The organism is Streptomyces sp. NPDC107550 (genome assembly GCF_055639095.1).
On the sequence record NZ_JBVKBC010000042.1, the window covers coordinates 25,173 to 43,656 of the forward strand.

Here is an 18,484-nt window from a genome sequence, read left to right on the forward strand (position 1 = left end):
GGCCGCTTCCCATCTCTACTTCGACCTCTAGGCAGCAGGGGTACGTATACGGCGAGGGCCGCTTTCCCGGGTTGGGGGAAGCGGCCCTCGCCGTGTCGTCGTGCGGGTCAGTGGCGGGCGGCTCGGGCCAGCTCGGGTTTCACCGTGCCGTCCAGGGAGCGGTTGGCTCGGGCCGTGGCCTGTTTCTCCTTGCCTGCGGGGACGTCGCGGACGGTGAGGACCGTGGTGTCGAGGAGGTTGCCGCCGGAGTCGCGGAAGTCGATCTGGATGAGGTACGTGCGGGTCTTCGCGGTCTTGTTGGTGACCGTCAGCGGGACCGCCGGGCGGTCGCCGTCCTTCGTGGCCTCTCCGAGGCGTACGTCGTCCTTGGCGTCGACGCCGCTCTTGAACTCGTCGAACTTCTTGCCCGCCTTCGACGTGGCCGACGCGGCGATGGACGCGGCCTTCGAGACCGTGTCGGAGGGGCTGTTCCCGTCGTCCGAGCAGGCCGCCGCGCCCAGGGCGAGGGCCGTCGTCAGTACCGCCGCGCCGGCCGCCCTCGCCGTGCGCTTCGTGCGCTTCGTGTGCGTGTCTCGTACCGCTGGCATCCCGGTCACCTTCGCTCTCCGCGTCACTGCGACGGCTTCAGTCAACGGTGTCGCCGTACGGGCCCGCATGCCAAGGGCGGCAAACAGGTGACGGCTCGGGCAGGATGGCCGGCATGGCGATGAGGCACATCGGGGACGAGGAGCGGCGGCTGCGGCTCGGGCGGGCGCATCTGCTGGCGCCGGGGCACCGGGTCGCCGGGCCGGAGGACGTGGCCCGGGGGCTCGTCGCGCTGCACGGGACGGATCCGGCGACCGTGTATCTGGCGATCGGCGCGCGGCTCGCCGACCCGGCCGGGACCGTCGCCGAGGTCGAGCGCGCGCTGTACGAGGACCGGACGCTGGTGCGGATGCACGGCATGCGGCACACGGTGTTCGTCTTCCCGACCGAACTGGCCGCGACCGTGCACGCCTCGACGGGCCTCGCCGTCGCCGCGAAGGCGCGGGCCGCGCTCGTGAAGGAGCTGGAGAGCGGCAGCGACGGGCGGCTCACCGCCGCGTGGCTGGCGGAGGTGGAGGAATCGGTACTGGCCGCGCTGGAGCGGCGCGGGCAGGCGACGGTCGCCGAACTGGCCCGGGACGAACCGCGGTTGAAGGAGCGGTTCACGTACGGGCGGGGGCGGAGTTACGAGGCCGAGCAGACGGTGTCCTCGCGGCTGATGCGGGTGCTGGGGGTGGAGGGGCGTGTGGTGCGGGGGCGTCCGCTGGGGTCGTGGACGTCGACGCAGTTCCGGTGGGCGGTCGCGCCGCCGCATGCCGAGCTGGATGTGGCGCGGGCGCAGGCGGAGTTGCTCGGGCGGTGGCTCGCGGTGTGCGGGCCCGCGACCGAGGCGGACCTGAAGTGGTGGACGGGGTGGGGCGTCCGGGAGGTGCGGCGGGCGCTGGGCGCGGTCGGTGCGGTGGAGGTGTCGTTGGACGGGGGCGGTACGGGGTTCGTCGTGCCGGAGGCGGCGGATGGGGGCGGGGCGGAGGAACGGGAGCCCTGGGCCGTGTTCCTGCCCGCGCTCGATCCGACCGCGATGGGGTGGCGGGAGCGGGACTGGTACTGCCCGCCCGAGCTGCGGGGGGCGTTGTTCGACCGGAGCGGGAACATCGGGCCGACGGTGTGGGTGGACGGGCGGATCGTCGGGGGGTGGGCCACCGGGGGTTCGGCGGGCGGGGATGTGGTGTGGCGGGTGCTGGCCGAGGGGGTCGGGGGGCGGGAGGTTCAGCTTGCGGTGGAGGGGGCTGCGGAGCGGGTCTCTTGTTGGGTGCGGGGGGTTCGGGTGACGCCGCGGTTTCGTACGCCGCTGGAGAAGGAGTTGGGCGGGGTTTGAACGTCCCCGACGTGTCCCTTCCCGGGGGGGGCGGGCTTGCGGTCGTGGGGGTCCTCGGCTTTCGTCGTGGCTGAGCGCGCAGTTCCCCGCGCCCCTGGGTGAGTGGGTGGCTCCGGCCGGTGGGGATCCTCGACTCTCGTCGTGGCTGAGCGCGCAGTTCCCCGCGCCCCTGGAGGGGCGACTGCGTCGCCACCTCCATAGGGGAAGCTGCACGGAGTGCATGCTTCAGGGGCGCGGGGAACTGCGCGAGACGCCCCACCGGCCGGAGGATGACCACGCACGGTCGTGCCCCGAAGGGGCGCGGGGAACTGCGCGGCCAGGCCCCACCCGCCCGCAGACAATCACGCACGGTAGGTCCCCGAAAGGGCGCCGGGCTCCAGGCAGCTCCGTAAGAGGAGCGTCAGCGGGCGTAGTGCATCAGGGTGCGGACCATCTGGCAGGTCGTGTCGGACGGCGGGTGGATACCGATCAGCTCGGCCGTGGAACGGATACGGCGGTTGTCGGCCTGGCGCGGCAGGTAGACGCCGGAGTCGAGCAGGGCGATGGCGAGCCGCATGGCCTTAAGGCGGCGGTTGTGGCTGATGTACCACTGGCGGGGCCGGCCCGCGGGCAACGGCTTCCGCGCGAGCGGCGCGTACGGCAGGTCGATGAGGGTGGGTGCTGCGGCAGCGGGCATGGATAATCCTCCTGACGCGGGTTCCGAGAGCCCCCGAAGCTCTCGAACACTGCTTCTATTCTACCGCCGCCCACTGACAAAAGCCCCTGGCCACAGGGCTCTTGGGGCCCCTGAGGTGACGTAGGACCAGAGGTTTCGCGGCGACGGAAAAGGGCGAGGGAGAGGCCCTAGGCTTGGCGCATGGAGATCTGGATCAACCCGGCCTGTTCGAAGTGCCGGAGCGCGCTCACGCTGCTGGACGCCGAGGGCGCCGACTACACCGTCCGCCGCTATCTGGAGGACGTGCCCACGCCCGACGAGATCCGGGCCGTGCTCGACCGGCTGGGGCTCGAACCGTGGGACATCACCCGCACCCAGGAGGACGCGGCGAAGGAGCTGGGGCTGAAGGACTGGGCGCGCGACGCCGGTTCGCGGGAGCGCTGGATCGAGGCGCTCGCCGCGCACCCGAAGCTGATCCAGCGCCCGATCATCACCGCCGACGACGGGACGGCCGTGGTGGGGCGCAGCGAGGAAGCCGTACGGGACGCGCTGGGCCGCAGCGCCGGGTAACACCGGGTTCACGTCCGGGCAACGGGCGGGAAACCGCCCGTTGACATGCTCCGGGATAGCGCAGGCACCCGTGAGACGAGGACGTGGACCGTGACCTTCAAAGCCGAGTACATCTGGATCGACGGCACCGAGCCGACGGCCAAGCTGCGGTCCAAGACGAAGATCATGGCCGGGGACTCGGCGGTCGAGGGGCGGCTGGAGACGCTGCCGCTGTGGGGCTTCGACGGGTCGTCCACGAACCAGGCCGAGGGCCACGCCTCCGACCTCGTGCTACGCCCGGTCGCCGTGTACCCGGACCCGATCCGCGGCGGTGACGACGTGCTCGTCCTGTGCGAGGTCCTGGAGACGGCCCTGACGCCGCACCGCTCGAACACGCGGACCGCGCTGGCCGAGGTCGCGGAGCGGTTCGCCGGGCAGGAGCCGGTGTTCGGCATCGAGCAGGAGTACACGTTCTTCCAGGGCGACCGCCCGCTCGGCTTCCCGGCGGGCGGCTTCCCCGCGCCGCAGGGCGGCTACTACTGCGGCGTCGGCGTGGACGAGATCCACGGCCGCGAGGTCGTCGAGGCGCACCTGGAGAACTGTCTGACGGCCGGCCTCGGCATCAGCGGTATCAACGCCGAGGTCATGCCGGGTCAGTGGGAGTTCCAGGTCGGCCCGCTACCCGCGCTCCAGGTCGCGGACGAGCTGTGGGTCGCGCGCTGGCTGCTGTACCGCACCGCCGAGGACTTCGGGATCTCCGCGACCCTCGACCCGAAGCCGGTCAAGGGCGACTGGAACGGCGCGGGCGCCCACACCAACTTCTCCACGAAGGTCATGCGCGAGGGCCCCGACGGCTACGCGGCGATCATCGCGGCCTGCGAGGCGCTGGGCGAGGGCTCGAAGCCGATGGACCACGTGAAGAACTACGGCGCCGGCATCGACACCCGGCTGACGGGCCTGCACGAGACGCAGTCCTGGGACACGTACTCGTACGAGGTCTCCGACCGGGGCGCATCGGTGCGCATCCCGTGGCAGGTGGAGCGGGACGGCAAGGGGTACATCGAGGACCGGCGGCCGAACGCCAACGTCGACCCGTACGTGGTCACGCGGCTGATGGTCGACACCTGCTGCGCGGCGCTGGAGAAGGCGGGACGGGTCTGAGCGGACCTGGCTGATTTCGGCCAACCGCCGTCCGCGGGGCGTCCGTGTGGTGCGGGCGCCCTCTCCTTCGGCCGGTTCATCTGCTTCAATATGGGCATGGCCAGCTTCCAGAACCTCACCGCGCGGGGTCGTCGTCACGACCTCGAGCCGTTCTGGCCGTCCCGTCAGCACCATGACTTCGACCGGGTGTGTTGCCGCGCGGCGAACGCGCAGGCCCTCTAAAACCGCTGCCGGACTCTCCGGGCACGGCCTTCGGTCGGCGCGCACGACGTACGTCCTTTCCCAGACGGCTCCTCGCGCGAAGGTTGACCCCCATGGCGAACACCCGCCCGCTCACCGCCCTGTCCACCGCCCCCTCCCCCGCCCGCACCCGGCTGCGGGCCGTCGAACGGGACGAGGTGGCGCCGCCCGTCCCGCAGGTCGACGTCAGTGAATTCCTGCCGCCGGGCGCCCAGTTGCTGCCCGCTCCCCCGCACACGCTGCCCGCGCTGCCGGGCCGCCCGCCGATGATCGGCTACCTGGTGCTCGTCCCCGCCGACCAGCAGCCGCTGCTGCCGGTGCCGGGACAGCAGGCCGGGGCCGCGGCCTCCGCCGCCGCGTCGGACGCGCTCGTCACCATCGACGCGGGGCAGCGCACGGCCTCCGTCGACGGGCGTCAACTCGACCTGACGTACCTGGAGTTCGAGCTGCTCGCCCATCTCGTCGCGCATCCGCACCGGGTGCACACGCGGGACGCGCTCGTGACCACGGTGTGGGGGTACGGGCATGTCGGCGACGGCCGCACGGTCGACGTCCACATCGCGCGGCTGCGCCGCAAGCTGGGCGCCGAGCACCGGGGCGCCATCCAGACGGTGCGCCGGGTCGGCTACAAGTACGCGCCGCCCGTGGCCCGTTGACCGCTTCCTGAGAAGCCGGCGCGGGTCCGTCGCCCTCGGCGCGGCGGCGGGCCCGCGCCTCGGTCCCCGGCGATCTCGAGCATGCCGAGGGTGCGGGCGCTGACGTCGGTGATGCTCTCGACGGAGGCCGCCGCGCCGCCCTCGGGGTCCGCCCGCGCCCAGTGTTCGACGGCGACGGTGACGGCCTCGATGAGGACCGCCGCCCGCAGCCGCCCCTCCAGGCTGTCGGCGGGCGGGCCGCCCCGCGCGGCGAGCACCGGTGCCAGCCGGTCCCGCATGGCGTGGGCCGCCGCCGTCCACCGCGTCCGGATCTCCGGTACGCCGTCCATGACGCACAGCAGTTGCCGGGTACGGGCGGGTCCGGCGGGGCGCCAGCCCTGCGCGGAGGCGAGGAACGCCCGCTGCACGGCGTCCGCCGGAGCGAGGTCCGGCGGCTGGGCCGCGACATGGTCGACGAGGCCCACGACACCGGCCGCGATCAGCGGGGTGAGGGCGTCCTCCTTGGCGGGGCAGTGGCGGTAGAAAGTGCGCAGGGAGACGCCTGCGGCGCGGGCGATGTCCTCGACGGTCGTCGCCGCGTAGCCCCGCTCGATGAACAGGTCGGCCGCCGCCTCGGCGATCTCCATGCGGGTGGCTTCCCTGCGCCGCTCGGTGAGCGAGGGCCGCCGCGCGCCCCCGCCGCCCCGGCCGGCCTGAACACCCTCGCTGCCCCGGCCGGCCCGTACTCCCCCGGCGCCCCGGCCGGCCCGAACACCTTCGCCGCCGTCGCCGCCCCGGACGCCCCCGCCGTCCCGGCCGGCCCGCACACCCTCGGCGCCCCGGCTGGCCCGTACTCCCCCGGCGCCCCGGCCGGCCTGAACACCCTCGCTGCCCCCGCCGACCCGGCCGCCCTCGTCCCCGTCCGTCGCCATCGCAGGCCCCTTTCGTCCCTGTTCGCCGCGTTTCACCACCCTCCAGCCTGGCACGCGCCCGCTACTTGGCACGTTGTGCCACATAGGCGTACGTTGGCATGGCCGACGGGGGCAGGAACAGCGAGGAGTACGACATGTCTCGTACGTATCTGGTCACCGGTGCCGCGTCCGGCATCGGGCGGGCCACCAGCGAGCGGCTGCGGGCCGCCGGGCACCGGGTCATCGGCGCCGACCTCAAGGGCGCCGACATCGCCGCCGACCTCTCCACCCCCGAGGGGCGCCGCCTGCTGGCGGAGCGCGCGGCCGAGGCGGGCGGCGGGCGGCTCGACGCGGTCGTGGCCTGCGCCGGGCTCGCCCTCTTCAACCCGCTGACGGTACGGGTCAACTGCTTCGGCGCGTTCGCCACCCTGGAGGAGCTGCGCCCGCTGCTCGCCGAGGGGCAGGACCCGCGCGCCGTCGTCGTCTCCTCCGTGGCGTCCGTCCACCCCGCCGACCCGGCGATCGTGGACGCGGTGCTCGCCGGGGACGAGGACGCGGCCGTCGCCGCAGCCGAGGCCGCCGTCGCACGCGGCGAGGGGCATCTGATCTACGGCTCGTCCAAGCAGGCCGTGGCCCGCTGGGTGCGCCGCACCGCCGTGACGGACGCCTGGGCGGGCGCCGGCATCCCGCTCAACGCCGTCGCGCCCGGCACCATCGTCACGCCCATGACGCAGCCGCTCCTGGACGACCCCGCCTCACGCGAACTCGTCGACGCGACGGTGCCGATGCCGCTGCACGGGCACGCCAGGCCCGAGCAGGTCGCCCCGCTGCTCGACTGGCTGACGTCCGCCGAGAACACGCACGTCACGGGCCAGGTCGTCTTCATCGACGGCGGCGCCGACGCCGTGCTGCGCGGGGACGGTGCCTGGTGAGCGCCGTGAGCCCGCGCGAGCTGCGCCGCACGACCGTCGTCCCCGCCTCCCCCGCCCGCGTATGGGCCCGGATCGGCGACTTCCACGGCCTCGCCGACTGGCATCCGGCCGTGCCGCCGTCCACCGCCGACGAGGACGGCGCGGTGCGCGTCTTCTCCGTGGACGGCAAGGTCGTCGCCCGTGAGCGGCTGCTCTCCCGCGACGACGAGGCCCGTACATACACGTACACCGTGCTCGACCCGATGCTGCCGATCAGCGAGTACGTGGCCACGCTCGCGGTGCTGCCGTACGGCGGCGGCGACAGCGCCGAGGTGGTGTGGTCGGCGCGCTACCTCGCGGACGACGCGACCGTGGCGCAGGTCGAGGCGGTCTTCGGCGACGGCACCTACGGCACCGGACTCGCCGCGCTGCGCGAGGAGTTCACCGCGTAGTTCTCGCGTTGCTCCCCGCGCAGGGCCCCTCTTCGGCCTCGTGCCGGGGTGTACTTGACGACACCCCGGCACGGGTGTCCCTCCCACTGACCCCGGCCGCCGTGACGGCGACACTGTGAGGTGTACGGGGCGGGCGCGGCGAGGGACGGAGAACGCGATGGCGGCGAGGATACGGGCGAGCCTGACGGCGGGGCTGCGCGGGCTGGTGCTCGCGCTGGCGGGGCTCACCGGCTCGATCACGCTGTTCGTGCTGGTCGTGGTCTCGCTGGTGCTGATCCCGCTGGGGCTCGGCGTGCTCACCACGCCGTGGGTGCTCACCCTCGTACGGCACTGGGCGAACTGGCGGCGCGTGGTGGCCGCCGAGTGGTGCGGGGTGCGCGTCCCGGCCGCGTACCGGCCCTTCCCCACCACCCTGCACGGCGGGATCATCGGGCAGGCCGAGCGGTGCGGGCTGATGCTGCGGGACCCGGCGACCTGGCGGGACCTGCGCTGGCTGCCCGTGGACATGACGGCGGGGACGGTGACGGCGCTGCTCCCGGCGGCGCTCACGTTCTACCCCGTGGAGGGGTTCGCCCTGGCCGCCGGGCTGTGGCGGGTGTTCACGGACGGCACGCACGTCGGCTACTGGTACGGGTTCGTGCCGATCTCGGGGCAGGGCAGCGCGCTGCTCGCCGGGCTCCTCGCGGCGGCGCTGCTCCCCGTGGGCCTGTACGCCTCGCCCGCGCTGGTTCGGGTCCACTTCCTGCTGACGCGCTCGGTGCTGGCCCGCGCCGAGGGTGAACTCGCCGCGCGCGTACGGGTCCTGACGGAGAGTCGGAAGGACGCGGTGGACACGTCGGCGGCGGAGCTGCGGCGCATCGAGCGGGATCTGCACGACGGGGCGCAGGCCCGGCTGGTGGCGATGGGCATGGACCTCGGCACGATCGAGGCGCTGATCGAGAAGGACCCCGAGCAGGCCAGGAAGCTGCTGGCGCGGGCCCGTCAGTCCTCCGCGCAGGCGCTGACCGAGCTGCGCGACCTGGTACGCGGCATCCATCCGCCGGTGCTCGCGGAGCGCGGACTGGGCGACGCCGTACGGGCGTTGGCGCTGCGGCTGCCGGTGGCCACCGAGGTGGAGGTGGAGCTGGCGGGGCGGGCGGACGCGCCGGTGGAGTCGGCGGCGTACTTCGCAGTGAGCGAGGCCCTGACGAACGCGGTCAAGCACGCGGACGCCGACCGGATCTGGGTCGACATCGCCTACGCGGACGGCCGGTTGAAGGTGTCGGTGACCGACGACGGCAAGGGCGGCGCGGACATCTCGGCGGGCGGCGGGCTGGGCGGGATCGAGCGGCGGCTCGGTACATTCGACGGTGTTCTCGCCGTCAGCTCCCCCGCGGGCGGTCCGACCATGGTGACGATGGAGATCCCTTGCGTGTTGTCCTAGCCGAAGACCTGTTCCTGCTGCGGGACGGTCTGGTGCGCATGCTGGAGGCCTACGACTTCGAGATCGCCGCCGCCGTGGAGAGCGGGCCCGAACTCACCAAGGCGCTGGCCGAGTTGGACCCGGACGTCGCCGTCGTGGACGTACGTCTGCCGCCTTCGCACACCGACGAGGGGTTGCAGTGCGCGCTGGCGGCGCGGCGGGCCCGGCCGGGGCTCCCGGTGCTCGTGCTCTCGCAGCACGTGGAGCAGTTGTACGCGCGGGAGCTGCTGGCCGACGGCAACGGCGGGATCGGGTATCTGCTCAAGGACCGGGTGTTCGACGCGGAGCAGTTCGTGGACGCGGTGCGACGGGTCGCGGCGGGCGGCACGGCGATGGACCCGCAGGTCATCCAGCAGTTGCTGTCGCGGCGCGCGGCCGACGCGCCGCTGGGCGGGCTGACCCCGCGCGAGCTCGAGGTCCTGGAGCTGATGGCGCAGGGCCGGTCCAACGCGGCGATCGCCGCGCAGCTCGTCGTCACCGAGCGGGCCATCGCCAAGCACACCTCCAACATCTTCCTGAAGCTGGACCTGACCGTCTCCGACGACGACAACCGCCGTGTCCTCGCGGTCCTCGCCTATCTCGACCGGGGCGGCCGCTGACCGGCCACCCCGATCGCGGGGCGCGGGCGGCGGTGAACGCGCGGGGCGCGCGGCACGTACGTAGGGCCATGCATCGCACCTCACGCAGAAGGCGCACGGCGCTGAGCACCCGGATGACCCTCGCGGCGGCCGCGCTGCTGCTGGGCGCGGGCGGGCTCGCCACGGTCACGGTGTACGCGTCGGCCCATGAAGAAGGCCCCCCGGCCGCCGGGGACGCGCGGGAGTCCGGGCGGCAGGTGATGACGATCGACTGCCCGGACGTGGGCACCGCCCTCACGGACGTGCCGGCCGCCGCCCGCGCCCAGGTGGACGGCGAACTGGCCGCCCTGGACAGCCAGATCACCGCCGCCTACCAGGCGCTGGCCGCCGGGCGGGACGCCGCCGCGCGGGACCCGGGGTTCGTGGACAACACGGTGCTCGGGCCGTTGACGGCACGGCGGACGGCGGCGCTCGACCGGGTGCGCCAGGACATCGAGCGGGCCGGGGGCCGGGCGCCGGCCGGGCTGGACGCGATGGCCGCGTGCACCGGGCGGGCGTTCGACCGGACGCCACCGGCACCCGCGTCCGGCACACCCTCGACGCCTGCGGGGACCGCGCCCGGGGCGCCTTCGGGGTCGCCGTCCGCGTCGGCCGGGGGCGGCGCCGGACCGGCGGCGAGCGAGCCTGCGGGGAACGAGCCCGTGGGGAACGGGCCCGAGGCCGCCGACTTCGCCGACATCCGCTCGGTGCGGCCGAACGTCCGGCTCCCCAGCGAGCGGCGCGGCGCCTCCCGGGGCAGCTTCACCACGGCGTGCGGGCGCAACGCGGGCGGCAAGTTCAACCCGGACAACGTGATCGTCGCGCCCGGTGTCGCCAACGGCGCCCACCACATGCACGACTACGTCGGCAACCAGGCCACGGACGCCTTCGCGAGCGACGCCGACCTCGCCGCCGGGGCGACGAGCTGCCGCGACCAGGGCGACCGATCGACGTACTACTGGCCGGTGCTGCGGCTGCGCGACGGCAAGGACGCGCCGGACGCCGGGGCCGACGGCGGCGGCAAGGACCAGAACACGGGCACGATCCAGACGCCCGCCTCGGTCACCCTGCGCTTCGTGGGCAGCCCGGTCGGCAAGGTCGTACCGATGCCGAGGTTCCTGCGGATCATCACCGGTGACGCGAAGGCGTTCACCAACGGCGACGCGAACGCCAACGCGTCCTGGAGCTGCACCGGGTTCGAGGACCGGCAACTGCGCGACAAGTACCCGATCTGCCCGAGCGGCGCGAAGGTCGTGCGCACGTTCCGCTTCCAGAGCTGCTGGGACGGCGCCCACACCGACAGCGCCAACCACCGGACGCACGTCGCGTTCGCCGACCCGCGCACGGGCGCCTGCCCGGCGGGCTTCCGGGCGATCCCGCAGCTCGTGCAGCGGATCGTGTACGCGGTGCCGCCGGGGCCCGGCTTCGCCGTCGACTCGTTCCCCGAGCAACTGCACAAGCCGGTGACCGACCACGGCGACTTCATCAACGTCTTCGACGAGAAGCTGATGCTGCGCGTCACGTCCTGCGTCAACCGGGGCGAACGCTGCTCGTAGGGCGGGTACGTGAAGTCCCCCGCCCCCCTGACCGCTGCGCGGTCGTCTCAGTGGTGCCCCGTGTGCCCGGAGCCGGTCCCCTTCGCGCCTCCCCCCTGACCGCTCGCCCCCGAGCGGTGCGCGAGGGACCGCTCCACGGTCCCGCCGAGACGGCCGCGCAGCCGTGCGACGACGGAGTCGGGGCCGGTGGCGGCCCAGCGGCGGCCCAGGAGGTAGGTGCCGCCGTAGTCGTCGGCGGCGTCCAGCCATTCGGCGCGGTCCCGGTCGGTGGTGAAGGTGACGAGAACCCAACGGGAGGCGCCGCTGCCGCAGTTGGTCTGGCGCAGCCCCTCGGTCGCCGGGCGGGGGTGCGCGCGGCAGCCCGCGGTGTGGGCCAGTTGCTCCAGCGAGCCGGTCGCCGTTCGGGGGATCTTGGGTGCGGCGGGCGCGGACGCGTGTGCGGTGCACCCGGTCGCGGCGAGGGCGAGCAGAGCCCCCGCCACCAGCGTTTTCCTCATCGTGTGCTCCTGTCCGGTTATGTGATCCGTGCGGCGACACGTTCCCGCCAGTCCCGTTCGTACCGTTGAGCCCGGGCCTGCGCCCGGTTACCGTGCGCCGCACCATCCGCGACGCAGGGGGGTTACACGCATGTCCGCGACGCCAACGCGACGCACGGTCCTCGGCACGGCGGGCGCCATCGGCCTGGGCACGGCCCTCGGTGGGCTCGGCGTGCCGCAGGCGAGTGCCGCTCCGGCTCTTGATACGTCCGCGGCCCGCGCCGTGCTCACCAGACGGCTGCCGCATCACGCGGACCAGTTCCGGCTCAGACTCGTACCCGCGCGCGGCGGCGAGGACCGCTTCCGGGTGACCGGGACGCGCGGCCGGATCGAGGTGGAAGGGACGACCCCGGCCGTGCTGGCGGCCGGGGTCCACTGGTATCTGAAGTACACGTGCGGCGCGCACATCACGTGGAACGGCGACCAGCTCGGCCTGCCGCGCACGCTGCCCGCCCCGGCCCGCCCGATCGAGCGCTCCTCGCCGCTGCCGCACCGGTTCGTCCTCAACGACACCAACGACGGCTACACCGCGCCCTTCGCCGACTGGCCGTACTGGGAACGCGAGCTGGACATCCTCGCGCTGCACGGCTGCAACGAGGTGCTGGTCATCGCCGGCATGGAGGCCGTCTACCACCGCGTCCTGCTCGACCTCGGCTACACCGACGAGGAGTCGCGCGCGTGGCTGCCCGCGCCCTCGCACCAGCCGTGGTGGCTGCTCCAGAACCTCTCCGGGTACGGGGGCCCGCTCTCGCCCGCGCTGCTGGCGAAGCGGGCCCGCCTCGGGCGGCGGATCGTGGACCGGCTGCGCGAGCTGGGCATGCGTCCGGTGATGCCGGGCTACTACGGGCATGTGCCGCACGGCTTCGAGCAGCGCGCCGGCGGTGACGCGCACGTCGTGCCGCAGGGCACCTGGCACGGCTTCGACCGGCCCGACTGGCTGGATCCGCGCACACGGGCGTTCGAGCGGGTCGCGGAGTCGTTCTACCGGCACCAGGGCGAACTGTTCGGGCCGCTCGACGCGTTCAAGATGGATCTGCTGCACGAGGGCGGCGAGGCCGGGGACGTACCGGTCGCGGACGCGGCCCGCGGAGTGCAGGCGGCGCTTGAGCAGAATCGTCCCGGCGCGACCTGGGTCATCCTCGGCTGGGAGGCCAATCCGCTGCCCGAGCTGATCGGCGCCGTCGACAAGGAGCGGATGCTGATCGTCGACGGGGTCTCGGACCGGTTCACGTCCGTGACCGACCGCGAGAAGGACTGGGCGGGCACCCCGTACGCGTTCGGCACGATCCCCAACTTCGGCGGGCGCACCACGATCGGCGCGCGCACCCACATCTGGGAGGAGAAGTTCTTCGCCTGGCGCGACAAGCCGGGCAGCGCGCTCGCAGGGACCGCGTTCATGCCGGAGGGCGCCGACCGCGACCCGGCCGCCTTCGAGCTCTGGTCCGAGCTGGCGTGGACCCGCGACAAGCCCGACCGCGCGGCCTGGTTCGCCGGGTACGCCGACTTCCGCTACGGGCGCCGGGACGCGAGCGCCCGCGCCGCCTGGCGGGCGCTGCACGACACGGCGTACCAGCACAAGGCGGTCGAGCGCTCCGACCCGCACGACTCCCTGTTCGCCGCCCGCCCCGACCTGTCCGCCGACCGCGCCGCCACGTACGCGCCCCGCGCCCTCGCCTACGACCCGGCGCGCTTCGACGCGGCGCTGTCCGGGCTGCTCGGGGTGGCCGGTCCGCTGCGCGGCAGCCAGGCGTACGCGTACGACCTGGTGGACGTGGCGCGGCAGGCGCTCGCGCACCGCAGCCGGCAGTTGCTGCCGCAGCTCAAGGCGGCGTACGCGGCCAGGGACGCGGCCCGCTTCCGGTCGCTGGCCACGCTGTGGCTGCGGCTGATGCGGCTGTCCGACGACGTGACGGGCACGCACCGGGCGTTCCTGCTCGGGCCGTGGATCCAGGACGCGCGGAACCTGGCGACGAACGCGGAGGAGAGCGCCGAGTTCGAGCGCTGCGCGAAGGTCCTCATCACGGTGTGGGGCGACCGGGACACCTCGGACCCGGGCAATCTGCACGAGTACGCGAACCGCGACTGGCACGGCCTGATCGGCGACTTCTACCTCCCGCGCTGGCAGAAGTGGCTGGACACGCTCCAGGACGCGCTGGCGAGCGGGCGCGATCCGCAGAAGGTGGACTGGTTCGCGTTCGAGGAGCCGTGGACGCGCGAGCGCAAGGACTATCCGCTGCGCCCGTACGGCGACGCGTACCGCACGGCGTCCCGGGTGCGGGACGTGCTGGCCCGCGCCCCCTACCAGGGTTCGGTCACGGTGACGGTCGACCCGCCGGTGTTCCCGCCGGGCGGGCACGCGCGCGTGGCGGCACGCTTCCGCAACGTCAACGGGCTGCGCGCCACGGGCCGCGTCACCTTCGCCCTCAAGGGCCTCGACGCGCGGGCCGAGGGCCCGCTCTCGCTGCCGTCGGTGCCGGCGGCGGGCGAGGGCGCGGTGGCGTGGACGGCGAGCGCGCCGGGCACGCCGCTGGACCGGCCGCTGCGCCCGCTGCCGTACACGCTCGACGTGCGGTACGGGCCGAAGGGTGAGACGCCGGTGACGTCCGAGCACCGGGGCACGCTGTTCGAGGCGGGGCCGCTCGCGGCGGGCTGGCACACCTACAGCTCCAACAAGGCCGTGTTCGGGCAGTTGGGCGACCGGTTCGCCATCGACGGCGGCGGCACGGACCTGTGGAAGGGCACGGCGGAGTTCGGCACGGCGTACCGGCGCGGCGCGTTCGGCGACGGCTCCACGGTGTGGCTGCGGGTGGACGCGCAGGCGGCGACGGGCGGCTGGGCGCGGGCCGGTATCGTCGTGCGCGACGCGCTGGACGCGCCCGGCGCGCCGGGTTTCGTGAACCTCTCGGTGACCCCGGCACAGGGGGTCGTCCTGTCCTACGACTCCAACGGCGACGGCACCCTCGACACGTACAAGCGCGTGACGGGGGTGAAGGCGCCGGTGCTGCTGCGGCTGACCCGGTCGGGTTCGACGTACACCGGGGCGTGCTCCACGGACGACGGGGCGAGCTGGCGGACCGTGGCGAGCGTGAGCGTGCCGGGGGCCGGGGAGCGCCAGGACGCGGGGCTGTTCATGACCGCGACGAACGGCGGGAACGGGACGCGCGGGACGGTCGAGTTCAGCGGCTGGCGCCTGGAGTGAGGCGGGGGCGGGGGGCGGGCCTGAGGCGCGGGCGAGCACGGGCCCGGGGCGCTGCGGGGACCCGCGTGAAGCGCGTTGCGGGACCCGCGTGAAGGCCGGTGCGGGACCCGCATGAAGCGCGGCGCGGGGATGAGCCACACTGTTCGGGACAAAGCACGCGAAAGCACCGAACCCCTGTGGGAGCCCGTCCATGGCCGAAGCCGTCCCCGCCACCACCGTCATCAACCTCCGCGACCTCGGCGGCACCCCGCTCGCGGGCGGCCGGCGGGTGCGGCCCGGGCTCGTGCTGCGCTCGGGCCAGCTCGACCGGCTCGACGCCGACGCCGACCCGGCGGTCGCCGCGCTCGGCCTGCGCACGGTCCTCGACCTGCGCACCGACGCCGAGCGCGCCGCCCGCCCCGACCGGGTGCCGGCCGGGGCGCGGCACCTCGTGCGGGACGCGCTCGGCGACATGCTGGCGACGGCCGGGGTGGCGCCCGCCGCCGCCCAGCTCAAGGAGGTCCTCTCCGACCCGGTCACCGCCGAGCGGCTGCTGGGCGGCGGGCGCGCGGTCGAGCTGTTCTCCGACACCTACCGGGCGCTCGTCTCCACGGACTCCGCGCGCGCCGCCTACCGCACGCTGCTGCTCGAACTGGCCGAGCCCGACGCGGGCCCGCTGCTGTTCCACTGCACGGCGGGCAAGGACCGCACCGGCTGGGGCGCGTACGTCGTGCTCACGCTGCTCGGCGCGGACGCGGCGACGACGGAGGCGGAGTATCTGTCGGTCAACACGGCGGTACGGACCGCGTTCGCGCCGCTCGTCGAGGGGTTCACCGCGCAGGGCGGCGACCCGGACCTCGCGCTCGCCGTCATCGGCGTGGACCCGGGCTACCTCGCGGCGGCGCGGGACGAGGTGGAGCGCGTGCACGGCTCGTTCGAGGCGTACGTGCGCGACGGGCTCGGGGTGGACGACGAGACGGTCGCCGCGCTCCGCAAGCGGTTGACGGCCGGGGGCTGATCTTCCAGGGTGGCCCGATGAGCATCGAGAACTCCGTCTGGGAGCAACGCCTTTCGGCCCTGTGGGACCGCTTCGACTCCTACGGGCCCGACGAGGAGGCGGGCGCCGCCACGTTCCGTTCCGAGGTCGACGCGCTGGTCGCCGAACTGCCCCCGGACAGCCCGGTGGTGCCCTTCGAGCGGGCCTGCGCCTTCGACTCCACCGGCCACTCCGACCGTGCGGTGCCGCTGTACGAGGAGGCCCTGCGCCGGGGCCTCGACGGGTACCGGGCGCGCCGGACGCGCATCCAACTGGCCAGCTCCCTGCGGAACATCGGGCGGGCGGCGGAGGGCGTCGCGCTCCTCGAACCGGAACTGACGGCGCCCTCCGACGAGTTGGACGACGCGGTGCGGGGCTGTCTCGCCCTGTGCCTGTCGTCCCTCGGGCGGGACCGGGAGGGTCTGTCGCTGGTCCTGGAGGCGCTGGCCGCCCATCTGCCGCGCTACCAGCGGTCGATGACGAACTACGCGCGGGCGCTGCGGCCCGCCCCCTGACGCCCAGGCGGGGCCCAGGCGGGGCCGCGCTGTGACCATCGCACGATTCGCTCGTTCTGCTGAACGTGCAGTCAAAGGTGCAACTCCCCGCAGCCCCGCCCCCGCAGGCCCCGGCGCGGGACGTGCTCGACGTCGAGCGGGTCGAGGCGTCCCTCGTGGAGCACTACCCGCGCCTGGCCCGGCTCGCCTATCTGGTGCTGCCGCCGACGCTCGGCCGCAACCGGCGGGTCCTGACGGCCCACTGGCTCACCCAGCGCGCCCTGCCGCGCGGCCGGACCGCGACCGCCCCGCCGCCGCTGCCCGCCCAGCGCGGCACGGCCCCGCGCGCGGGCGACCCCGGCTACGACTACGTCCGCGTACGGGTGCTGCGCGGCGCGCTCGACGCCGGACGGCCGCTGCGGCTCACGGCGTGGCCCCGGCGGGCCCAGTTCCCGCCGCTGCTCCCCCACGTACGCGGCCTGCGCCTGTTCCCGAAGTCGGGCGGCGCCGACGAACTGGCCCTGGACCAGGCCCTGTCGGCGCTGCCGGGCCCGGCCCGCGCCGCGTACGTGCTGCGCGGGCTCGAACGGCTGGACGACGCCGGTGCCGAGGCCGTGCTCACCGAGGCGGGCTGCCCGCCCGAGCAGGCGCGGGAGGCGCTGGAGGCCGCGCGGCAGGTCGAACCCCGCTACGCGCTGCTCGCCTCCCCCGAGTTCGACCCGTGCTCGCTGCACGCCCGGCCCACCGACCTGATGCGCCGCCGCCAGCACGGGAAGGCGGTCGTCGCGGGCGCCGCCGCGCTCCTCGTGTGCGGGGCGCTGCTCGGGCTGCCCGGCGAGGGCTGGGCCCCGGACGGCGCGGCGGCACCCCCCTACGCCCGCAACCCCGCGGCGCAGGCGGCCCTCGACCCCGGCAAGCTCGTGCGCGTGCCGAAGGACGCGTGGCGGATCTCGGCGCGGGCCGACTTCTCGGTGTGGCCCGCGCGGGGCGTGCTCACCGGCGACCGGCCGCTGCTGCGGCGGGCCCTCGCGGTGTGGGCGCGGCCCGGCCCCGGCGTCCAGGTCTCGGCGACCCCCGGCACCCCGTCCGGCGCCCCGCCGGGACCGCCGCAGCTCCTGTACGCGGGCGTCGTCGACGAGGCCCGCGTCGTCCTGCTCTACGACGGGCTGCGCATCGCCCGCTACGCCGAACCGGAGCGCGGCACGCGGGGCGCGGCGCTGGACTTCGCGCGGGTCGACGGGGCGAGCGCCGAGCAGTCGGGCGCGGTCGTCCTGGACCGCTCCGACGGCAACGTCCGCTATCTGACGGCGCCCTGGGTGACCCGGGCCGCCGTCCGCGACCTGCTGAAACCGGCGGCGCGGCCGGTGCGGCTCGCGCGGACGCGGGAGGGGGTGACAGCGCCCTTCCCGAGCCCCGCGCTCGCCTCGTCCTGTACGTCGTGGAACGCGCTGGCGCTGACTGACGCGGGCGGCACGCGGCTCACGAGTGACCTGGGCGAACTGGTGCCGGCGCATCTCACCTCGGGGCGGCCGGACGCGCCCCGCGAGTCGGCGCCGGCGGACTGGGCGGCGACGGCGTGCTCCCTGACGGCGGTGCGGTCGGCCGGGGTGCGGGCGGTCAACTCGTGGGCGTACGCGGCTCAGGCGCTGCCCGAGGGGAACGGGGTGGCGCGGTGGGTGTGCACGCGGGCGGAGACCTGGCGGGGCGGCGGGTTCCGGACACTGGTGCTGTTCCGGGCGCCGGGGGCGGGGCGGGCGGTGGTCGCCGCGCGGTCGGTGACGGCTCCCTCGTGCGGGGGGCGGGAGCCGGTGGTGCTCGCGGGGGTTCGGTGGAAGTCGCGGGCGGGGCGGTGGTACGTCGTGGCGGCGGCCAGTTCTGGGGTGACGTCCGTGTCAGGGGCGGGGGTCACCCGGGCGGGGCCGGTGTTCTCGGCGCCGGCACGCAGATCCGTCCGGATCACCTTGACAGCCCACGTGCCCGACGGCCCCACCCTCACCCCCCTCCACTGACCCGGCACGGCTCCATCGTGGCCGGCCGCGCAGTTCCCCGCGCCCCTAGGCAGGTGGCTGGCTCCGGCCGGTGGGGATCCTCGACTTCGTCGTGGCTGGTCGCGCAGTTCCCCGCGCCCCTGAAGCATGCACTGCGTGCAGCTTCCCCAGGGAGGAGGCGGCGACGCAGTCGCCCCTCCAGG

The 18,484-nt window shown here is 74.6% G+C and carries 18 protein-coding genes; 14 read left to right on the forward strand and 4 right to left on the reverse strand.

Going from position 1 to position 18,484, the window contains the following annotated elements; all coding sequences use genetic code 11:
* Positions 1 to 107 precede the first annotated feature (107 nt).
* A complete protein-coding gene (locus ACZ7LY_RS31900; RefSeq protein WP_471628239.1) occupies positions 108 to 587 on the reverse strand; it encodes a hypothetical protein in 480 nt (159 codons plus the stop codon).
* A gap of 104 nt (positions 588 to 691) precedes the next feature.
* On the opposite strand from ACZ7LY_RS31900, the gene ACZ7LY_RS31905 reads away from it, so the two are divergent.
* On the forward strand, positions 692 to 1,900 hold the full coding sequence (locus tag ACZ7LY_RS31905) for a winged helix DNA-binding domain-containing protein (protein WP_471628240.1): 1,209 nt from the start codon (positions 692 to 694) through the stop codon (positions 1,898 to 1,900).
* A 400-nt stretch (positions 1,901 to 2,300) separates the two neighbouring features.
* Here ACZ7LY_RS31905 and ACZ7LY_RS31910 read toward each other — a convergent pair whose 3' ends face one another.
* Positions 2,301 to 2,576, reverse strand: coding sequence for a hypothetical protein (locus ACZ7LY_RS31910; RefSeq protein ID WP_471628241.1), 276 nt, complete (start codon positions 2,574 to 2,576; stop codon positions 2,301 to 2,303).
* A 180-nt stretch (positions 2,577 to 2,756) separates the two neighbouring features.
* On the opposite strand from ACZ7LY_RS31910, the gene ACZ7LY_RS31915 reads away from it, so the two are divergent.
* From ACZ7LY_RS31915 to ACZ7LY_RS31930, 4 genes are all read left to right on the forward strand, one after another.
* Positions 2,757 to 3,125: an arsenate reductase family protein gene (locus ACZ7LY_RS31915; RefSeq protein ID WP_471628242.1), complete on the forward strand. Its 369-nt coding sequence runs from the start codon at positions 2,757 to 2,759 to the stop codon at positions 3,123 to 3,125.
* Positions 3,126 to 3,215: 90 nt separating this feature from the next.
* Complete coding sequence (glnII, locus tag ACZ7LY_RS31920; RefSeq protein ID WP_471628243.1) at positions 3,216 to 4,265, forward strand: glutamine synthetase; 1,050 nt, start codon at positions 3,216 to 3,218, stop codon at positions 4,263 to 4,265.
* Positions 4,266 to 4,361: 96 nt separating this feature from the next.
* Positions 4,362 to 4,487 carry a hypothetical protein gene (locus tag ACZ7LY_RS31925; RefSeq protein ID WP_471628244.1) on the forward strand — a complete coding sequence of 42 codons (126 nt, stop codon included), beginning with the start codon at positions 4,362 to 4,364 and terminating at the stop codon, positions 4,485 to 4,487.
* A gap of 92 nt (positions 4,488 to 4,579) precedes the next feature.
* Positions 4,580 to 5,161 carry a winged helix-turn-helix domain-containing protein gene (locus tag ACZ7LY_RS31930; protein WP_471628245.1) on the forward strand — a complete coding sequence of 194 codons (582 nt, stop codon included), beginning with the start codon at positions 4,580 to 4,582 and terminating at the stop codon, positions 5,159 to 5,161.
* Here the strand turns inward: ACZ7LY_RS31930 and ACZ7LY_RS31935 are convergent.
* Positions 5,131 to 6,072, reverse strand: coding sequence for a TetR/AcrR family transcriptional regulator (locus ACZ7LY_RS31935; RefSeq protein ID WP_471628246.1), 942 nt, complete (start codon positions 6,070 to 6,072; stop codon positions 5,131 to 5,133). The genes ACZ7LY_RS31930 and ACZ7LY_RS31935 overlap by 31 nt on opposite strands.
* Positions 6,073 to 6,206: 134 nt before the next feature.
* Here ACZ7LY_RS31935 and ACZ7LY_RS31940 point away from each other — a divergent pair, with 134 nt between their 5' ends.
* The 5 genes from ACZ7LY_RS31940 (at position 6,207) to ACZ7LY_RS31960 (ending at position 11,049) form a co-directional block, all read left to right on the forward strand.
* Positions 6,207 to 6,983 carry an SDR family oxidoreductase gene (locus ACZ7LY_RS31940; protein WP_471628247.1) on the forward strand — a complete coding sequence of 259 codons (777 nt, stop codon included), beginning with the start codon at positions 6,207 to 6,209 and terminating at the stop codon, positions 6,981 to 6,983.
* A complete protein-coding gene (locus ACZ7LY_RS31945) occupies positions 6,980 to 7,414 on the forward strand; it encodes an SRPBCC family protein (protein ID WP_471628248.1) in 435 nt (144 codons plus the stop codon). Before ACZ7LY_RS31940 ends, ACZ7LY_RS31945 begins: the two co-directional genes overlap by 4 nt.
* A gap of 157 nt (positions 7,415 to 7,571) precedes the next feature.
* On the forward strand, positions 7,572 to 8,837 hold the full coding sequence (locus ACZ7LY_RS31950) for a sensor histidine kinase (RefSeq protein ID WP_471628249.1): 1,266 nt from the start codon (positions 7,572 to 7,574) through the stop codon (positions 8,835 to 8,837).
* Entirely contained in the window at positions 8,822 to 9,475 is a 654-nt protein-coding gene (locus ACZ7LY_RS31955; protein WP_471628250.1) for a response regulator transcription factor, read from the forward strand. The genes ACZ7LY_RS31950 and ACZ7LY_RS31955 overlap by 16 nt, the downstream gene beginning before the upstream one ends.
* A 68-nt stretch (positions 9,476 to 9,543) precedes the next feature.
* Entirely contained in the window at positions 9,544 to 11,049 is a 1,506-nt protein-coding gene (locus ACZ7LY_RS31960) for a DUF1996 domain-containing protein (protein WP_471628251.1), read from the forward strand.
* Between the two features lie 47 nt (positions 11,050 to 11,096).
* Here the strand turns inward: ACZ7LY_RS31960 and ACZ7LY_RS31965 are convergent, their stop codons facing one another.
* On the reverse strand, positions 11,097 to 11,546 hold the full coding sequence (locus ACZ7LY_RS31965) for a hypothetical protein (RefSeq protein WP_471628252.1): 450 nt from the start codon (positions 11,544 to 11,546) through the stop codon (positions 11,097 to 11,099).
* 130 nt (positions 11,547 to 11,676) lie between these two features.
* On the opposite strand from ACZ7LY_RS31965, the gene ACZ7LY_RS31970 reads away from it, so the two are divergent.
* The 4 genes from ACZ7LY_RS31970 (at position 11,677) to ACZ7LY_RS31985 (ending at position 18,302) form a co-directional block, all read left to right on the forward strand.
* On the forward strand, positions 11,677 to 14,784 hold the full coding sequence (locus tag ACZ7LY_RS31970) for an alpha-N-acetylglucosaminidase (protein WP_471628253.1): 3,108 nt from the start codon (positions 11,677 to 11,679) through the stop codon (positions 14,782 to 14,784).
* 190 nt (positions 14,785 to 14,974) lie between these two features.
* Entirely contained in the window at positions 14,975 to 15,781 is an 807-nt protein-coding gene (locus ACZ7LY_RS31975; RefSeq protein ID WP_471628254.1) for a tyrosine-protein phosphatase, read from the forward strand.
* 17 nt (positions 15,782 to 15,798) lie between these two features.
* Positions 15,799 to 16,314 carry a tetratricopeptide repeat protein gene (locus tag ACZ7LY_RS31980; RefSeq protein ID WP_471628255.1) on the forward strand — a complete coding sequence of 172 codons (516 nt, stop codon included), beginning with the start codon at positions 15,799 to 15,801 and terminating at the stop codon, positions 16,312 to 16,314.
* A 65-nt stretch (positions 16,315 to 16,379) separates the two neighbouring features.
* Positions 16,380 to 18,302, forward strand: coding sequence for a hypothetical protein (locus tag ACZ7LY_RS31985; RefSeq protein WP_471628256.1), 1,923 nt, complete (start codon positions 16,380 to 16,382; stop codon positions 18,300 to 18,302).
* Positions 18,303 to 18,484 lie beyond the last annotated feature (182 nt).